This is a genomic window from Arthrobacter sp. B055-34, assembly GCF_059090425.1.
In genome coordinates, this window is record NZ_JBNHFQ010000006.1 from 19,043 (window position 1) to 35,961 (window position 16,919).

The following is a 16,919-nucleotide window of genomic DNA, read 5'->3' on the forward strand; positions in this document are numbered from 1 at the left end:
TTCCAAAAGGAGCAACCCATGGCATCGACGCTGAAGGTTCCCCAGACTAAGCCAAAGCCTAAGAAGGAGAAGAAGGACAAGACGCACTTTCTCTACATCGCGGTTATCGTAGCCGTTGTGCTCGGTGCCGTGATCGGGTTGGTCGCTCCTGACTTCGCCCAGTCGCTCAAGCCCATCGGCACCGCATTCATCGGGTTGATCAAGATGATGATCGCCCCGGTCATCTTCTGCACCATTGTGCTGGGCGTCGGTTCGATTGCCAAAGCCGCGACGGTGGGCAAAGTCGGCGGCATGGCCCTGGGCTACTTCATGCTCATGTCCACCTTTGCCCTGGGCCTGGGCCTGGTCGTCGGCAACCTGATCCACCCGGGCGAGGGCCTGGACATTTCGGGCACCGGCTACGAGGTGGAAGCCACCGAGAGCCACGGTACCGTGGACTTCCTGCTGGGGATCATCCCCACCACGTTGCTGTCCTCGTTGACGGCGGGCAACATCCTGCAGACCCTGTTCGTCGCGCTGATCGTCGGTTTCGCGCTGCAGAAGATGGGCCCCGCAGGCAAGCCGATCCTACGCGGTATCGCCCACATCCAGACGCTGGTGTTCCGCATCCTCATCATGGTCATGTGGCTGGCTCCCATTGGTGCTTTCGGCGCCATTGCCGCCGTGGTCGGCGCCACCGGCGTCCAGGCCATCATCAGCATGGCCACCCTCATGATCGGCTTCTACATCACCTGTGTCCTCTTCATTGCCGTGGTGCTGGGCCTGATCCTGAAGCTGTGCACCGGGGTCAATATCTTCAAGCTAATGAAGTACCTGGGCCGCGAGTACCTGCTGATCTTCTCCACTTCGTCTTCCGAGGCCGCGCTGCCCCGCCTGATCGCAAAGATGGAACACCTGGGCGTTTCCAAGCCCGTGGTCGGCGTGACGGTTCCGACCGGCTACTCCTTCAACCTGGACGGCACCGCCATCTACCTGACCATGGCAGCGCTCTTTGTTGCCACGGCAATGGGCAAGCCGCTTGAGCTCGGGGAGCAGATCTCGCTGCTGGTCTTCATGATCATCGCTTCCAAGGGTGCTGCTGGCGTCACCGGCGCCGGGCTGGCCACCCTGGCCGGCGGGCTGCAGAGCCACCGGCCGGACCTGGTCGACGGCGTCGGCCTCATCGTCGGCATCGACCGCTTCATGTCCGAAGCCCGCGCCCTGACCAACTTCACCGGCAACGCAGTGGCCACCGTGCTGATCGGCACCTGGACCAAGGAAATCGACCGCCCCCGGGTGGACGAGGTCCTGGGCGGACGGCTTCCCTTCGATGAAGAGACGATGAATGCCGACCACATGTCGGAAGAAAATGCCGAGGACCTTTCGGAGCCCGTCCGCGAGGCCGTTGCACCTGCACGCGACTCAGAACTGGCGACCTCCCGCCAGTAGCAGTCCCACGGAACCTGCGAGTCCGGGTTCCATAACGACGGCGGTGCGTGCCTTCCCGGCGCGTGCCGCCGTCGGTGTTTGGCCGTCGGTCCTGGCGGATCCAGCCGTTTCCACAAGGGTCGGGGAGTGTAAACCTTAGACCTCTACTTGAAGCTAAAGGCTCGCCGGTGACGCATGGCATATTCGGGAAATGACAGCACCGTGACTGTAACCTTGTCTGGAAGAAGAACAGCCGCGAAACGATGGAAGCTGGGATAGATACGTGAGTAGCGAACAGGGTTCGACGACTCTGCAGGAAGCGGAAGACGCGGTCATGGGCCCCACCGGCCGGCCGCTCACTGAATTTCCCGAGCCACCCGTGCTGACTTCACACGGACCTGCCCGGATCATCGCCATGGTCAACCAGAAGGGCGGCGTCGGCAAGACCACGTCGACCATTAATCTGGGTGCCGCGCTGGCCGAGGCGGGGCGGCGTGTCCTGCTGGTGGATTTCGATCCCCAGGGAGCCCTTTCCGCCGGGCTGGGCACAAATCCGCACGAGTTGGACCTCACCGTTTACAACGTGCTGATGGACCGCAAGGCGGACATCCAGGAAGCCATCCAGAGCACCGAATTCGAAAACATCGATCTCCTGCCGGCCAACATCGACCTCTCCGCGGCGGAAGTCCAGTTGGTCAACGAGGTCGCCCGTGAGCAGGTGCTGGACCGGGCGCTGCGCAAGGTCGAAGACGATTACGATGTGATCCTGATCGATTGCCAGCCCTCGCTGGGCCTGCTCACCGTCAATGCCCTCACCGCCGCCCACGGCGTGATCATCCCGCTGATCTGCGAGTTTTTCGCCCTGCGGGCCGTGGCACTGCTGGTGGAGACCATCGAGAAGGTCCAGGACCGGCTGAACCCGCGCCTGCAGATCGACGGCGTTCTCGCCACCATGTACGACGCCCGCACCCTGCACAGCCGCGAGGTCATCGGCCGGCTGCTGGAAGCTTTCGGCGACAAGGTCTTCGAGACCGTCATCAAGCGCACCATCAAATTTGCCGACGCCACGGTGGCCGCGGAGCCGATCACCACCTATGCAGGCAACCACGCTGGCGCCGGCGCCTACCGCCAGCTGGCCAGGGAGCTGATCGCCCGCGGCGGCGCACCCTGATGACTGATGCGGGACCGGCGGCGGAAACGCTGGCGGAACCGCAGGCCGAGGGCCGCCCCGGTTTCGAAGTCCGGTTGGACAATTTCAGCGGCCCCTTCGACCTGCTGCTGGGCCTGATCTCCAAACATGAGATGGATATCACCGAGGTCGCGCTGGCCCGGGTCACGGATGAGTTCATTTCCTACATCCGGCGCCCGCAAGAGTCCGGCCAGGACTGGGCGCTGGACGAAGCCAGCGAATTCCTCGTCATCGCCGCGACGCTGCTGGATCTCAAGGCAGCACGGTTGCTGCCCACTGGCGAAGTGGAAGACGACGAGGACATCGCTCTGCTCGAAGCCAGGGACCTGCTCTTTGCCCGCCTGCTGCAGTACAAGGCGTTCAAGCAGATTGCCGCGCTGATGGGCCGCCGGCTCGAGGAAGAAGCCGCCCGCTACCCGCGCCAGGTCAGCCTGGAGCCGCAGTTCGCCGCGCTGCTGCCGGAGTTGATCTGGCGGACGTCGCTGGCGGATTTCGCCAAACTGGCGGCCAAGGCACTGGAGCCGAAAGCACCGAAGCCCACCGAGGTGGGGCTGGCGCACCTGCATGCTCCTGCCGTCAGTGTGAAGGAACAGGCGGCGATCATCGCGGACCGGCTCCAAAGTGGCGGGCCGCTGTCCTTCCGGGCGCTGACCGCGGATGCTGCCGACACAACGGTGGTGGTCGCCCGCTTCCTGGCCCTGCTGGAAATGTTCCGCGACGCAGTCATCGCCTTTGACCAGGCGTCGCCGCTGGGAGATCTGACGGTGCGCTGGACCGGGCCCGACAGGGACTGGAGTACCGAACGGCTCAGCGAAGAATACGAAGACATGCCGGCGTCCGCGACCGTCCCCGGGGATGGACCCGAGCCCGCCGCGGCCGGAGAGGAAGGGCAGGATGACTAACGGAGCCGACCCCGCGCCGCTGGCCGCCGACGAAGCCGGCGCCGACCTGCAGTCCCTCCCCGGCGGACCTCGTGCTGCCCTCGAAGCGGTACTGATGGTCATCGACGAGCCGGCCACCGACGTCGAACTTGCCACCGCCCTGGGCCTGCCGGTAGCCGCAGTCCGGACGCTGCTGGAGGAGCTCCAAAGGGATTACGACGGCGGGGGCTCGCCTGACGGGGCACCCCGGGGATTCGAACTGCGCAGCATTGCCGGCGGCTGGCGGATCTTCTCACGCAGTGATTTTGCCGACATCGTATCCGGCTTCATTCTGGAGGGACAGACTGCCCGTTTGACCCAGGCCGCGCTGGAGACGCTGGCCGTGATTGCCTACCGCCAGCCGGTGTCCAGGGCACGGGTTTCGGCCATCCGCGGAGTGAATGTGGACTCGGTGGTGCGGACCCTCGTCCAGCGTGGTCTGATTGAGGATGCGGGCACGGATCCGGAGACAGGAGGCCTCCTGTACAAGACCACCTCGTATTTTCTGGAAAGATTGGGTATAGGAAATGTTTCCGAGCTGCCCAAACTGGCACCGCATCTGCCGGGGCTGGAAAATTTGGCAGACATCGACGACTCCGATATCTAAGACTGACTCTCGCTAGTTCTAAGGACAGACCATGACACAGGCGCCCCGATCCGGTTCCGGCCGCAACAACCCACGCGGCGGCGGCAAGGGCCCCCGGCAGTCAGGCAAACCCGGTGGCGGTTTCTCCGGCGGCGCCGGCAAGGGCCGCTCCGGGAAGTCCTTCGGCAAGCCGCAGGACGGATCCCAGGCCGGCAAACCGCGCCCGGGCCAGTCCGCCGGCGCCAAGCCGGGCTCAGCCGCAGGCCGCAAGCCCGGTGCCCCCGCGGGCCGCAAGCCCGGCCCCAACGCCGCGTCCGCCGGGCCGCGCCCCTACGGCAAGGAGCGTTTCGGCCAGAACCTCGGTCCGGTGAACAACCGCCCGAAGAAGGCCAAGACGCCCAGAACCGGACACGGCGAGACCTCCGATCAGCATGATCCGCAGGGCGTGCGGCTGCAGAAGGTGCTCGCCGGTGCAGGCGTTGCCTCGCGCCGCGTCTGCGAAGACATGATCGAAGCCGGCCGCGTGGAGGTCGACGGCGTTGTCGTCACCGAGCTGGGCGTGCGTGTAGACCCCGCCACGGCGGTCATCCACGTGGACGGCATGCGGATCCAGACGGACGAGTCCCTGGTGTACTACGTCTTCAACAAGCCCAAGGGTGTTGTCTCGACCATGGAGGATCCGGAAGGCCGCCCCTGCGTCAGCGACTACTTGAAAAAGAACAAGGACCAGCGACTGTTCCACGTAGGCCGGCTGGACCAGGCCACCGAGGGTCTGCTGCTGCTGACCAACGACGGCGAACTGGCCAACCGCCTGACGCACCCGTCCTACGAGGTGCCCAAGACCTACCTGGTCCAGGTGCGCGGCCCGATGGCCCACGGCATCGGTGCCCAGATGAAGGACGGCATCGAGCTCGAAGACGGCGTAGCCAAGGTTGATTCCTTCCGGCTGGTGGATTCGACCCCGGGGCACGTTCTGGTGGAGGTTGTGCTGCACTCGGGCAAGAACCGGATTGTGCGCCGGCTTTTCGACGCCGTTGGACATCCGGTGGTGCGGCTGGTCCGCACCCAGGTGGGCCCGATCAGGCTGAACGACCAGCGGCAGGGCACCATCCGCGCCCTGGGCAGGACGGAAATCGGTCACCTGCTGGCAACGGTAGGGATGTAGAGCTTGAATCCTGCACACCTACAGGCCACCCATCTCTCGGGTCCGGTTCTGGTCATCGGCACCGGTCTGCTCGGCGCCAGCATCGGACTCGGACTGCGCGCCCGCTCCGTCGACGTCGTGCTCTCGGATCCCTCGCCCTCGGCGCAGGCCGTGGCCCAGGACATCGGCGCCGGACGGGCTTTGGACCCGGGGGAGGGGTTGTCCCCGCAGCTTGTCGTCGTGGCGTCCCCTCCGGACGTGACCGCCCGAGTGGTTTCGCAGGCGTTGCGGGACTACCCGTCCGCCGTCGTTGTTGATATTGCCAGCGTGAAGGCCTCCGTGCTCACCGAACTGCAGCAGGACCCGGCACTCGGAGCCGCGGATCTTGCGCGCTATATCGGCACGCATCCGATGGCGGGACGGGAGAAGTCCGGCCCGGTGGCGGCCCGCGGCGAACTGTTCACCTCGATGCCGTGGGTGCTGTGCCCCAACGAGCAGACCAGTGCCGCAGCATTGAAGACGGCGCAGGCGCTGGCCATCGATCTTGGCGCCGTGGTCTCGAAGATGTCCGTGGATGAACATGATGCCTCGGTGGCCCTGATCTCCCACCTGCCGCAGGTGATGTCCTCGCTGCTGGCCAGCCGGCTGCAGGACACGGAACCGCATGCCCTCTCCCTTGCCGGGCAAGGACTGCGTGATGTCACCCGCATCGCCGCCAGCGACCCCGCCCTCTGGGTGCAGATCCTGGGCGCCAACGCCGCGAAGCTGGTCAAGATCCTCTACGGCGTGCGCGAGGACCTGAACAGGCTGATCGGCACCTTGGAGCATCCGGAGGCCACCGGCGCGCGGCTGGATCTCGCGCAGCTGATCAGCGAAGGCAACGCGGGCCAGGCCCGGATTCCGGGCAAGCACGGCGCGCCGCCGCAGTCGTTCGCCTGGCTGACCGTGCTGGTTGATGACAGGCCTGGGCAGATTGCACAGCTGCTGACGGAGATCGGCGAGGTGGGCATCAACCTGGAGGATCTGCGGCTGGACCATTCCTCCGGACAGGATGTGGGCATGGTGGAAATCTCCGTCCTGCCCAGCAGACGGCAGGAACTGATCGACTACTTGGATTCGCACGGATGGAAGGTACTGCAATGAGTTCGGCTGCTACGGATATGAGGCACTACCGGTTGGGGAAACCACTGGTGGTGGCCATCGACGGGCCGTCCGGTTCGGGCAAATCCAGCGTCAGCCGGGAAACTGCACGCCGGCTGCATGCGGCGTACCTGGACACCGGCGCCATGTACCGGGCGGTGACCTGGCATTGCCTGGATACGGGTGTGGACCTGCAGGAAGCCGCTTCCGTCGAGAAAGCCAGTCGCGAAGTGGACCTGAAGATCAGCACGGATCCCGACCAGGAACTGGTCAGCGTCGGTGGCACCGATGTGACCTTGGCCATCCGCGAACCCAGCATCTCCTCGGCGGTCAGCGCCGTGGCCACCACGCTGGGTGCTCGGGCCGAGCTCATCCGCCGCCAGCAGCAGATCATCGCGGACTCAGGAAGGCGGATCGTCGCCGAAGGCCGCGACATTACCACCGTGGTGGCCCCTGACGCCGAGGCCCGCATCCTGCTCACCGCCAGTGAAGAAGCCCGGCTGCGCCGCCGCGGTATCCAGCTTGGCGGAACCCAGAGCGATGCGCAGCTGCAGGAACAGGTCCTGACCCGGGACGCAAAGGATTCAACGGTAGTCAACTTCCACGAAGCCGCCGACGGCGTGTTCACCGTGGATTCCTCCGACCTGGACTTCGAGGAAACCGTCGAAGCCGTCCTCGCCGCGGTCCGCAGCGCCGCGCACTGACCTGCACGAAATCCGGTCCTCACGGCGGCCCTGTGGACATACACCGTCACGGTTGAATCTGCCAGCATGTTTCAATGGACACTGCGGCAGAACCGATCTACATGCATTAACAGAAGGACAGCGACCATGAGCGCCACACAATCCGGCAACGGGCCCACCGGAGACGGATACACCGGCAGCGAGTACGAGCCCGCCGGCGAAGACAACATCGCCGAGCGTCTCGAGGCAATCGACGATGCCGAGGCCGAGCAGCGCGCGCAGTCGCTGCGTGCCGGGTTGGCGGACTATGAGTTGGACGAAGAGGACGCCGCCCTACTGGCCGGAATGGACCAGGACGTCGACGAGGATGCGCCAAAGCGCGTAGATCCCGTCCTCGCCATCCTTGGCCGCCCGAATGTGGGTAAATCGACCCTGGTCAACCGTATTTTGGGCCGCCGCGAGGCCGTCGTGGAGGACACCCCCGGTGTTACTCGCGACCGCGTGACCTACGCCGCACAGTGGAGCGGCCGCAATTTCACCCTCGTCGACACCGGCGGTTGGGAGCACGATGCCAGGGGCATCCATGCCCGGGTGGCCGAGCAGGCCGAGGTTGCCGCAGACATGGCCGACGCCGTGCTGCTGGTCGTGGATGCCAACGTCGGCGCAACGGCCACGGATGAGTCTGTGGTGCGCATGCTCCGGCGCAAGAAGAAGCCCGTCATCCTGGTCGCCAACAAGGTCGACGACATGGCCCAGGAAGCCGATGCCTCCACTCTGTGGGGTCTGGGCTTCGGGGAGCCGTACCCGGTGTCGGCACTGCACGGCCGCGGCACCGCCGACATGCTCGATGCCGTCATGGAAGTCCTGCCTGAGTTCTCCGCATACGGTGGACTGGAACGCACCGGAGGCCCGCGCCGCGTGGCCCTGATCGGCCGGCCGAATGTGGGCAAGTCTTCGTTGCTGAACAAGCTGGCCGGCAGCGAACGCGTTGTAGTGGATCCGGAGGCCGGCACCACCCGTGACCCAGTAGACGAGATGATCGAGCTCGGCGGACGGACCTGGCGGTTCGTGGACACCGCAGGTATCCGGCGCCGCGTCCACATGCAGCAAGGTGCGGACTTCTACGCCTCGCTGCGGACGCAGTCCGCGTTGGAGAAGGCGGAGGTCGCCGTCGTTCTTCTGGCGGTGGACGAGGTGCTCAGCGAGCAGGACGTCCGCATCCTGCAGCTGGCCATCGACTCAGGCCGGGCCCTGGTGCTGGCGTTCAACAAATGGGATCTGCTCGACGACGAACGACGCCGCTACCTGGAACGCGAAATCGAGCAGGACCTGGCCCACGTCGACTGGGCACCGCGCGTCAATATCTCCGCCAAGACCGGATGGCACAAGGACCGCTTGGTTCCAGCCCTCGACACGGCTTTGGAATCGTGGGACAGGCGCATCCCGACCGGACGGCTCAATGCGTTCCTCGGCGAGCTGGTGGCCGCCCATCCGCACCCTGTGCGCGGCGGCAAGCAACCCCGGATCCTCTTCGGTACCCAGGCCTCGAGCCGCCCGCCGAAATTTGTGTTGTTCACCACTGGGTTCCTGGATCCCGGCTACCGCCGCTTCATCACCCGCCGCCTGCGCGAGACGTTTGGCTTCGAAGGCACGCCGATCGACGTCGCTATGCGTGTGCGGGAAAAGCGCAGCCGTAAGCGTTAAGTAACGCGGGCCACGGGTGGTAATCGCAGGCCAAAATATGCTGTAAGGTATTTGAGGTAGTTCAGCCGGGCAGGCCCCGGCGGGACGACGGGTTGTGGCGCAGCTTGGTAGCGCACTTGACTGGGGGTCAAGGGGTCGCAGGTTCAAATCCTGTCAACCCGACAGTAGGTGAAAGTCCCGGTGATCGATGATCACCGGGACTTTTTTCATCCGTGCGCAGGCTCCGGTGGTGAGCGGCGGTGCGTGCCGACATGTGTCGCCTCTGGCTGTCGGAGGGCGAATTTCTGTGCCTATACTTTCAGCTGTGGCCCGTTGCCGTCGGCAGCACCGGCCCAGAGGATCCAGCGGCGCAAGAAAGGCATTTACATGAGCAATGTCCCAGCAGACCTTCACTACACCGCCGAACACGAGTGGGTGACCGCTGCCGGCACCGACGGTGTTGTCCGTATCGGCATTACGGATTTTGCCCAGGACGCACTGGGTGACGTCGTCTACGTGCAGGTTCCGGAAACCGGAACCACGATCACCGCCAACGACGTTGTGGGCGAGGTCGAATCCACGAAGAGCGTCAGTGACATCTATGCTCCTGTCACCGGCGAAGTAGTGGCTTCCAATGACGCGCTGGAATCAGATCCGGCCCTGATCAACTCCGATCCCTACGGTGAAGGTTGGCTGATGGAAATACGGCTCGCTGATGCCTCGGCAACCGAATCGCTGCTCAGTGCTTCGGAGTACGAACAGCAGGTAGGCTAGAGCTACCGGAACCGTAGTTTTTTGAACGGTCAACCGGTCACTGACCGGTTGACCGCTATTTTTTGCAGGGGAGGACGTTTTAATGGTGGGCGAAGAGCACAACGCAAGAGGCACCGGACATGACCATGGTGCTTCGGAGGCTTCTGCCGAGACCACTTCCATCAGTCTGCCCCCGCAGGCAAAGACTTACCTGCCGACACCGCAGCTGACCACGGAAGAGGAAGCTGCAGTTTTGGCACTGCCGGCCGGTTCGGCCTTGCTGATCGCCCATAGCGGCCCCAACCACGGCGCCCGCTTCCTGCTCGATCAGGATGTGACTACCGCTGGCCGGCACCCGGACGCGGACATCTTTCTCGACGACGTGACCGTATCCCGCAAGCATGTCGAGTTCCGCCGCACCGGTGAAGGATTCACCGTGGTGGACTCCGGCAGCCTGAACGGCACGTACGTCAACAATGACCGCGTCGACAGCTTGGCGCTGCGGACCGGTAACGAGGTGCAGATCGGAAAGTTCCGGTTGACCTACTACGCCGGCAGCGGGGCCGCTGGGAAGGGCCAGGACTAGGCGGTGCCCGCATCGCAACCTATACGGCGTCCGCTCGGCACCGGGAGGGACACGTTCCGCAGCAGCGTCCTCAACATCGGGGAAGTGCTGCAGGAACTGAATGCGGAATTTCCCCAGATCAGCGCCTCCAAAATCAGGTTCCTGGAAGAAAAGGGCCTCATTTCCCCGCAACGGACGCCGGCGGGATACCGCAAGTACACGAGCCAGGATGTGGAGCGTCTTCGCTTCGTGCTGGCTCTGCAGCGGGACCAGTACCTCCCGCTCAAGGTCATCAAGGACTACGTTGACGCGATCGACCGGGGGGAGCGGCCCGAGGCGCTGCCTGGCGGCATGTCGCTGACCCCGCGCATGGTTTCCGGCCGGCTGGCCGAAGAGCTCAACGGGCGGGCGCGGTCCTTGACCTTGGCGGAGCTGCGCGATGCGGCCGGTGCTTCGACGGCACTGGTCCAGGAGCTGGTCAGCTTCGGACTTATCCAGGCCGCGGATTCCCGTTATGATGAGCACGCCCTTAAGGTCGTCAAGGCCTGCGTGCAACTCGAAGCCCACGGCATAGAGCCGCGGCACCTGAGGCCCTTTCGGACTGCAGCGGACCGCGAACTCGGTCTCGTGGAGCGTGCCGTGGCTCCCATCTCGTCACGGCGGGATGTGGCCTCAAAAGCACGGGCGGCCGAAACCGCCAAGGAAATCAGCGATCTTTGCCTGAACCTGCACAGCGCCTTGGTCAATGGACATATCGCGCGAATGGACCGCTGATCGGAGGAGCCATGCTCGAAGTCGAGGTTGTCGGGGTGCGGATTGAACTGCCCTCCAATCAGCCGCTGGTCCTGCTCAAGGAAACCGAGGGCGAACGCCACATCCCGATTTGGATCGGGGCGCCCGAGGCCAGCGCCATAGCTTTTGCCCAGCAGGGCATTAAGCCTCCGCGCCCCATGACGCACGATCTGCTGTGCAGCGTTGTCCAGGAGCTCGACAGGACGATCACCGAGGTGCGGCTTGTCTCCGTTCAGGACACCGTTTTCTATGCGGAGTTGGTGTTCGACGGCGGCAAAACAGTCAGCTCCAGGGCGTCGGACGCCATCGCTGTGGCTCTGCGCGTTCCCTGCCCGATCTACTGTGCGGAAGAGGTCATGGAGGAAGCCGGCGTACAGATTGCCGAGGCTTCCGAGGAGGAAGAAGGCGAAGCCGGACCCGCTGAGGAAAATGCTGAATCGCAGTTGCGCGAGTTCCGCGAGTTCCTGGCCGATGTCGAGCCGGAGGATTTCGAGAAATAGTGCCGGGGCATGCCACGGCAGGACGCGGAATTCCGCGATTCCAACCGACACGCCGGATTCTAAAAAGCCAACGTCTTTGACCGAAGCGCCCAGCCGTTCTAACGTCGAAGCATACAGTTCCCATTGCATGGCCGGATAACTCAGGGCAGACTTAGACCAAACCCTGAGAGTGTCGGCGGTGCCGACTTCCCCCTAGGGAACTTTCGACAAGGAGGGTTCACGTGAGTCCTAAAGGTGATGCGGGCGAGTTGTCGCACGCCGTAACGCCGGGTGCCGCGATTCCCGCTAGTGCACAGGGTTTGCTGTTCACCGAGGACCTGCCGGTTCTGGATGAAGACGCCGGCTACCGTGGCCCAACGGCCTGTAAGGCCGCAGGAATCACTTACCGGCAGCTGGACTACTGGGCCCGCACCGGCTTGGTGGAGCCGGCGGTACGCGGGGCTTCGGGCTCCGGCTCGCAGCGGCTCTATAGCTTCCGGGACATTCTGGTACTGAAGGTAGTCAAGCGTCTGTTGGACACAGGGGTTTCTCTGCAACAGATCCGTACCGCCGTGGAACACCTGCGGGAGCGCGGCGTGGAAGACCTGGCCCAGATCACGTTGATGAGTGACGGTGCGAGCGTATACGAATGCACGTCTGCGGACGAGGTTATAGATCTGGTGCAGGGCGGCCAGGGTGTGTTCGGCATAGCGGTCGGACGTGTGTGGCGCGAAGTCGAGGGCAGCCTTGCCGAACTGCCCAGCGAACACGTTGCAGAACAGGATTTCCCCGAGGACGAACTGAGCCGGCGCCGGGTCCGCAAAATCAGTTAACGCCGGCAAGCCGGGCGGCACGCACACGGTGTGCTCGGAAGACTACGAAAGAAGGGCACCCGTCCGGTGCCCTTCTTTCGTGTGCGTGGGAGGGGCCGGTCAGCTGGGAGTCCGGCGCAGGACGCGGTTGCGCATGCGGCCGGAGTCCGTCAGGTTCTTCAGCAGCTCGTCGAATAGGCCCGCGGCTTGGCGCGCTGACTCCCCAGGCCAGTGGTGAATGGCGTGAGCGGCACCCTGGATCTGCTGCCAGTTGGCCTGCTCAGCAATGGTAGGAGCCAGTAGCAGCTCGCCGAACATGGATTTCATCTCGGCCAGACGGAACGTGTGTTCATTCGAACCGGAGCGTACGCGGTTGGCGACCACTCCCGCCGTCGTGAGATTGGGCGCGTATTCGTCGCGGAATAATTCAATGGCCCGCATAGTGCGTTCCGTTCCGGCAACGGAGAAGAGGCTCGGTTCGGCAACCAGCAGCACGCGGTTGCTTGCCGTCCATGCCATGCGGGTGAGGCCGTTGAGGGAGGGCGGGCAGTCAATGAGTACCAGCGAGTATCCTTCAACCCGGGAGAGGACCGTGGAGAGCCGGCGCAGGTCCCGGCGGCCGAGGTCGGGCCGGTCATAGATTCCGGTGAATGCAGAGCCGACGGCGACGTCGAGAATTCGCCGGCCCACCGCATGCTGCCCGTTGGCGGCAGCGGTGGCGACCCAGCCGCTGGGGGCAACGTTCGCCCCCAGATCCGCCTTGCGGGCGTTTTTTAGCAGGCCGCCGATATCCGTCTGGCGCGAAGGCCGGACGCCGAGACCCGTGGTCGCGTCGGCGTGCGGATCCAGATCTACGACCAGTGTGGGAATTCCTGCCGCCAGTGCCGCGGATGCCAGGCCCAAAGTAACCGACGTTTTTCCGACGCCGCCCTTGAGACTACTGATGCTCACTACTTGCACGTGTTAAACCAATACCTAACATGTCTTGTCATGACGGCTGCCCGCTGCTGGTGAACCAGTCGGGACCGGCCGAGAACCAAAAATCCCTCCACCATCATATGTCGCCTGCCCGTCGATAAAGGATTCCGGCACCTGTCCCGCCTGTCGGCTCCGCCGGAGATAGTCCGGGTTCGCCGGGTTCCCGCTATCATTACGTTCCAAGTGGGTGCATTTCGTGATGTGCGCAACACTTACTTGCCATGCGCAATAGCAGTACTTGAGACTTGCACCACAACCCCGACCGATCGCAATGACGCAGGAGCGACATGTTCTCAAAAATCCTGGTGGCCAACCGTGGTGAAATCGCCATCCGTGCCTTCCGCGCTGCCTATGAGCTGGGCGCAAAGACTGTGGCGGTTTTCCCTTACGAGGACCGGAATTCGATCCACCGCCAGAAGGCCGATGAGGCATATCTGATCGGCCAGCAGGGACACCCGGTACGGGCATACCTCGACGTCAACGAGATTATCCGTGTTGCAAAGGAATCCGGTTGCGACGCGATCTACCCCGGCTACGGCTTCCTGTCCGAGAACCCGGATCTGGCCCGTGCGGCCGCCGGCGCTGGAATCACCTTTGTCGGCCCGAAGGCCGATGTCCTCGAGCTTGCCGGTCACAAGGTCCACGCCCTGGACGCTGCCCGGAAGGCCGGGATTCCGGTGCTGAAGTCCTCTGCGCCGACTGCGGATAAAGATCAGCTGCTGGCAGCGGCCGATGAAATCGGCTTCCCCATTTTCGTTAAGGCCGTCGCCGGTGGTGGCGGCCGTGGCATGCGCCGTGTCGACACCCGTGACGCACTGCCGGAGGCCCTCTCGGCCGCCATGCGCGAGGCTGACACGGCCTTCGGCGATCCGACCATGTTCCTGGAACAGGCTGTGCTGCGCCCTCGGCACATTGAGGTACAGATCCTCGCCGACGGCGAGGGCAACGTCATGCACCTGTTCGAGCGGGACTGCTCACTGCAGCGCCGCCACCAGAAGGTTGTGGAGATCGCTCCGGCGCCGAACCTGGACGAGAACATCCGCCAGGCTCTCTACCGGGATGCGGTGAAGTTTGCTACGGCGCTGAATTACACCAATGCCGGTACGGTCGAGTTCCTCGTGGACACGGTGGGCGAGCGTGCGGGCCAGCATGTGTTTATCGAGATGAACCCGCGGATCCAGGTTGAGCACACTGTTACAGAAGAAATCACGGATGTGGACCTGGTCCAGGCACAGCTGCGCATTGCCTCCGGTGAGACGCTCGCGGACATCGGTCTGAGCCAGGATACGGTGACGATCAAGGGTGCCGCACTGCAGTCCCGTATCACCACGGAAGATCCGTCGAACGGCTTCAGGCCCGACGTCGGAAAAATCACCGGTTACCGCTCTGCGGGTGGCGCCGGCGTACGGCTCGACGGCGGCACCGTTTATGCGGGTGCCGAAATCAGCCCCCACTTCGACTCCATGCTGGTCAAGCTGACTTGCCGCGGCCGCGACTACGCCACGGCTGTCGCCCGCTCGCGACGGGCACTGGCGGAGTTCCGCATCCGCGGCGTCTCCACAAACATTCCGTTCCTGCAGGCGGTCCTCAGTGACCCGGAGTTCGTCGCCGGGAATGTTGCGACCTCCTTTATCGACGAACGCCCGGAGCTGCTGCAGGCGCGTGTCTCCGCCGACCGCGGAACGAAGCTGCTGACCTGGCTGGCTGATGTGACCGTCAATCAGCCCAATGGTGCTCTGACCGCGAAGACGGCCCCGGTGGACAAGCTGCCCCAGATCGCCCGCGAAGCGCTCGAATCCACCGCAGCGTTGCCGGTGATCCCGGCCAAGGGAACCCGGCAGTCGCTCCAAGAACTCGGACCGGAGAAGTTCGCCGCGGCCCTGCGCGCGCAGCAGGCTGTCGCGGTCACCGACACCACCTTCCGCGACGCCCACCAGTCGCTGCTGGCTACCCGCGTGCGTACCCGGGACCTGGTCTCGGCCGGGCCGGCGATCTCCACACTGACCCCAGAGCTGTTCTCCGTGGAGGCCTGGGGCGGCGCAACGTACGACGTGGCCCTGCGCTTCCTCGGCGAGGACCCGTGGGAACGGCTGGCCGCCCTGCGCAAGGCTATTCCGAACATCTGCCTGCAGATGCTGCTGCGCGGACGCAACACCGTCGGCTACACGCCCTACCCGGAGGAAGTCACCGCTGCCTTCGTGAAGGAAGCAGCAGCAACCGGCATCGACATTTTCCGGATCTTCGACGCCCTGAACGACGTCTCGCAAATGGAACCGGCCATCCGCGCGGTACGCGAGACGGGGACCGCCGTGGCTGAGGTGGCCCTCTGCTACACCGGAGACCTGATGGACCCGGCGGAGGACCTCTACACACTCGACTACTACCTGGACCTTGCCCAGCGCATCGTCGATGCCGGCGCGCACATCCTCGCCATTAAGGACATGGCCGGACTGGTGCGTCCTGCGGCAGCCAGGAAACTGGTGACGGCATTGCGCGAGCGTTTCGATCTGCCTGTTCACCTGCATACGCACGATACGGCAGGCGGCCAACTGGCTACCCTGCTCGCGGCCGTGGAAGCGGGCGTGGATGCCGTCGACGTCGCCAGCGCAGCCATGGCCGGCACCACCAGCCAGCCCTCGGCCTCCGCACTCGTCGCCGCCCTGGCGAACACGGAACGAGACACCGGTCTGGACCTTGCGGCCGTAGGCTCGCTTGAACCGTACTGGGAAGCGGTCCGACGCGTGTACGCCCCCTTCGAGTCCGGGCTGCCCGGCCCCACGGGCCGGGTTTACCAGCACGAGATTCCGGGGGGACAGCTTTCCAATCTGCGCCAGCAGGCCATCGCGCTTGGACTGGGTGAGCAGTTCGAAGACATTGAGGACATGTACTCGGCGGCGGACCGTATCCTCGGTCGCCTGGTCAAGGTCACTCCGTCATCGAAGGTCGTCGGTGATCTGGCTCTCCAGCTTGTGGGCTCCGGGGTGGACCCGGCCGATTTTGCCGAGAATCCGCAGAACTACGACATTCCGGACTCTGTTATTGGGTTCCTCTCGGGCGAGCTCGGCGATCCTCCCGGCGGCTGGCCGGAGCCGTTCCGGACCAAGGCACTGCAGGGCCGGAAGATCAAGGTCCGCGACGTCGAACTCAGTGCCGAGGACTCGGCCGCGCTCCAAGCCGATTCCGCGACCCGGCGCAGCACTTTGAACAGGCTGCTCTTCGCCGGTCCCGCAAAGGACTTCGAATCGACCCGCGAGACATACGGTGACGTATCTGTGCTCGATACCCGCGATTACCTCTACGGACTGCAGCGCGGCATCGAGCACGTTATCGAACTCGAGAAGGGCGTGCGCCTCATCGCGACGCTCGGTGCAATTTCCGAGCCGGATGAGAAGGGCATGCGAACGGTTCACTGCACGCTCAATGGCCAGCAGCGTAACGTTGCTGTGCGGGACCGGAGTGTCGAATCCCAGGCAAAGGTTGCCGAAAAGGCGGATCCGAACGCTCCTGGCCAGGTTGCCGCGCCCTTCGCCGGTGCTGTCACTGTGACAGCCAAGGTGGGCGACGCAATCGCGGTGGGCGACACCATTGCCACCATTGAAGCCATGAAGATGGAAGCAGGCATCACCAGCCCGGTTGCCGGAACGGTGAAGCGGCTGGCGATCTCCTCTGTCGAGCAGGTGCAGGGCGGTGACCTGCTGCTCGTCATTGAGTAGTAGCTGATATGTAGGTTCCGTCAAGAGGCAATAGTATGCGGCTCCCGGTATATGGTTCCGGGGGCCGCTCTTTGC

Annotated in this window: 15 protein-coding genes and 1 tRNA gene; 15 read left to right on the plus strand and 1 reads right to left on the minus strand. The window is 64.3% G+C overall.

Annotated features, from left to right (window positions below; translation table 11 throughout):
* The first annotated feature begins 18 nt into the window (after nucleotides 1–18).
* The 14 genes from AC5RWO_RS12585 to AC5RWO_RS12650 all read left to right on the plus strand — a co-directional run bounded on the left by AC5RWO_RS12585 (nucleotide 19) and on the right by AC5RWO_RS12650 (nucleotide 12,174).
* Nucleotides 19–1,428: a cation:dicarboxylate symporter family transporter gene (locus AC5RWO_RS12585; RefSeq protein WP_498731723.1), complete on the plus strand. Its 1,410-nt coding sequence runs from the start codon at nucleotides 19–21 to the stop codon at nucleotides 1,426–1,428.
* Nucleotides 1,429–1,690: 262 nt separating this feature from the next.
* A complete protein-coding gene (locus AC5RWO_RS12590) occupies nucleotides 1,691–2,578 on the plus strand; it encodes a ParA family protein (RefSeq protein WP_498731725.1) in 888 nt (295 codons plus the stop codon).
* Nucleotides 2,578–3,498, plus strand: coding sequence for a segregation and condensation protein A (locus tag AC5RWO_RS12595; protein WP_498731726.1), 921 nt, complete (start codon nucleotides 2,578–2,580; stop codon nucleotides 3,496–3,498). The genes AC5RWO_RS12590 and AC5RWO_RS12595 overlap by 1 nt, the downstream gene beginning before the upstream one ends.
* Nucleotides 3,491–4,123: an SMC-Scp complex subunit ScpB gene (gene scpB / locus AC5RWO_RS12600; RefSeq protein ID WP_498731728.1), complete on the plus strand. Its 633-nt coding sequence runs from the start codon at nucleotides 3,491–3,493 to the stop codon at nucleotides 4,121–4,123. Before AC5RWO_RS12595 ends, scpB begins: the two co-directional genes overlap by 8 nt.
* Before the next feature lie 31 nt (nucleotides 4,124–4,154).
* Nucleotides 4,155–5,267, plus strand: coding sequence for a pseudouridine synthase (locus AC5RWO_RS12605; protein ID WP_498731729.1), 1,113 nt, complete (start codon nucleotides 4,155–4,157; stop codon nucleotides 5,265–5,267).
* 3 nt (nucleotides 5,268–5,270) lie between these two features.
* A complete protein-coding gene (locus AC5RWO_RS12610; RefSeq protein WP_498731730.1) occupies nucleotides 5,271–6,389 on the plus strand; it encodes a prephenate dehydrogenase in 1,119 nt (372 codons plus the stop codon).
* Nucleotides 6,386–7,090 carry a (d)CMP kinase gene (cmk, locus tag AC5RWO_RS12615; RefSeq protein ID WP_498731731.1) on the plus strand — a complete coding sequence of 235 codons (705 nt, stop codon included), beginning with the start codon at nucleotides 6,386–6,388 and terminating at the stop codon, nucleotides 7,088–7,090. The genes AC5RWO_RS12610 and cmk overlap by 4 nt, the downstream gene beginning before the upstream one ends.
* A gap of 126 nt (nucleotides 7,091–7,216) precedes the next feature.
* Nucleotides 7,217–8,773: a ribosome biogenesis GTPase Der gene (gene der / locus AC5RWO_RS12620; protein WP_498731732.1), complete on the plus strand. Its 1,557-nt coding sequence runs from the start codon at nucleotides 7,217–7,219 to the stop codon at nucleotides 8,771–8,773.
* A gap of 88 nt (nucleotides 8,774–8,861) precedes the next feature.
* Nucleotides 8,862–8,935 (plus strand) — tRNA-Pro (locus AC5RWO_RS12625).
* A gap of 204 nt (nucleotides 8,936–9,139) precedes the next feature.
* Nucleotides 9,140–9,526, plus strand: a complete 387-nt coding sequence (gene gcvH, locus AC5RWO_RS12630) for a glycine cleavage system protein GcvH (protein WP_498731734.1) — start codon at nucleotides 9,140–9,142, stop codon at nucleotides 9,524–9,526.
* Between the two features lie 82 nt (nucleotides 9,527–9,608).
* The gene (locus AC5RWO_RS12635; RefSeq protein ID WP_498731735.1) at nucleotides 9,609–10,091 is read left to right on the plus strand and encodes an FHA domain-containing protein; all 483 of its coding nucleotides are present in this window, start codon (nucleotides 9,609–9,611) and stop codon (nucleotides 10,089–10,091) included.
* A 21-nt stretch (nucleotides 10,092–10,112) separates the two neighbouring features.
* Complete coding sequence (ftsR, locus tag AC5RWO_RS12640; RefSeq protein ID WP_498636946.1) at nucleotides 10,113–10,844, plus strand: transcriptional regulator FtsR; 732 nt, start codon at nucleotides 10,113–10,115, stop codon at nucleotides 10,842–10,844.
* Between the two features lie 11 nt (nucleotides 10,845–10,855).
* On the plus strand, nucleotides 10,856–11,362 hold the full coding sequence (locus AC5RWO_RS12645; RefSeq protein WP_169994510.1) for a bifunctional nuclease family protein: 507 nt from the start codon (nucleotides 10,856–10,858) through the stop codon (nucleotides 11,360–11,362).
* A gap of 221 nt (nucleotides 11,363–11,583) precedes the next feature.
* Entirely contained in the window at nucleotides 11,584–12,174 is a 591-nt protein-coding gene (locus AC5RWO_RS12650; RefSeq protein WP_498731736.1) for a MerR family transcriptional regulator, read from the plus strand.
* A 99-nt stretch (nucleotides 12,175–12,273) separates the two neighbouring features.
* Here the strand turns inward: AC5RWO_RS12650 and AC5RWO_RS12655 are convergent, their stop codons facing one another.
* Complete coding sequence (locus AC5RWO_RS12655; protein WP_498731738.1) at nucleotides 12,274–13,113, minus strand: ParA family protein; 840 nt, start codon at nucleotides 13,111–13,113, stop codon at nucleotides 12,274–12,276.
* Between the two features lie 305 nt (nucleotides 13,114–13,418).
* On the opposite strand from AC5RWO_RS12655, the gene AC5RWO_RS12660 reads away from it, so the two are divergent.
* Complete coding sequence (locus AC5RWO_RS12660) at nucleotides 13,419–16,844, plus strand: pyruvate carboxylase (RefSeq protein ID WP_498731739.1); 3,426 nt, start codon at nucleotides 13,419–13,421, stop codon at nucleotides 16,842–16,844.
* The last annotated feature ends 75 nt before the right edge of the window (nucleotides 16,845–16,919 follow it).